Below are 1,073 nucleotides of genomic sequence, written 5' to 3'. Positions count from 1 at the left end.
TTAAGAGTGTTACGAAGCCTGACCGCACTGTAACAGTCACCTCACCAATCATTAGCTTTCTACAGGGTGTAGACTTACTTGGTGTAGACTTACTTGAGGAACTGCTCAATGATGCAGCCTTGTGGGGCAGTAATGATGGAGTGGCTAGTGAACTCTGGCGTAATTTTGCCTCACGCCTGTCTGATACTCGTACTTGTCCGACAAATCCCAAGAAAATCATCGAGAAACTGAAAGAAGCCACTCCCGCGACAAGCAGTTCACAGATAGCCCAAGACATAATTACACAATGTTATGGTGCCCTAGTCCTTGCGAAATGGTTCCACAGTTCAGGTGAGGCTACGTGGGATCTCCTTGACAGCAGTAGTTCTACAGGCACTCACGAGAAGTTTCTTCTCGACACAAAGGTTCAGCTTGGCGGCGAGGAACACTCTCTTGGCGCGATCATATCGTTGATGTGGGATGATTTTCATAAACAGTCCCACGACTTGCGTGAAGAGACACTTGGGAAGTGGATTAACAGCAGCACATATCTCCAACGCTACTTGATAACAGCCCACGGACACGTATCGGGGAGCGAGAAGGACACACAGAACCTGTTGCCCCAGAGTATGCCGTCGTGGCGTGCAACCGTATTTGGAGAGCGGCACAAACAACAGGATCAGATAGATGATGCCAATTTAGACACGTCCCGTAATGATCTGCTCACCACTTTTAAGGACTTTCAAGACAGGACCGCTAGCACATCTTCCATAAAGGATAAGGTGCTTATAAGGGAACAATACCTTCCTAAAATTTGTGGTATTTTACTGAAAGGAGTAGGAGATACTCAGCGACCAATCAATGACATCACGTTATGGGATTATGTTAGTGAGATTGCTGCACTCTATAAGGCTGCACTGGCCCAGCGAGTTTTACAGGACAAATGGCTTGCAACAGATCGGATTCGCTGGCGGCTGCTCGCCATCTCCTTTGATGGGCTTGGCTTTTGGGGGCAAGCCCACCACATCCCCGACCTGCTCGCCCGCCGCGAGGCAGTGCGGAAGGGCTTGGATGCCGTGCGTGCGCTACTCGAA

The 1,073-nt window shown here is 49.5% G+C and carries 1 protein-coding gene; it reads left to right on the top strand.

Annotation, left to right across the window (positions count from 1 at the left end):
* Window positions 1–1,073, top strand: a 1,073-nt coding sequence (locus CMR00_12845; protein ID PIO46980.1) for a hypothetical protein, incomplete at both ends; no start/stop codon positions are given.

Source organism: [Chlorobium] sp. 445, assembly GCA_002763895.1.
Classification (GTDB): domain Bacteria; phylum Bacteroidota; class Chlorobiia; order Chlorobiales; family Thermochlorobacteraceae; genus Thermochlorobacter.
The sequence above is the reverse complement of the archived record's forward strand: the minus strand, read 5'-3'. Positions and strand labels throughout refer to the sequence as shown.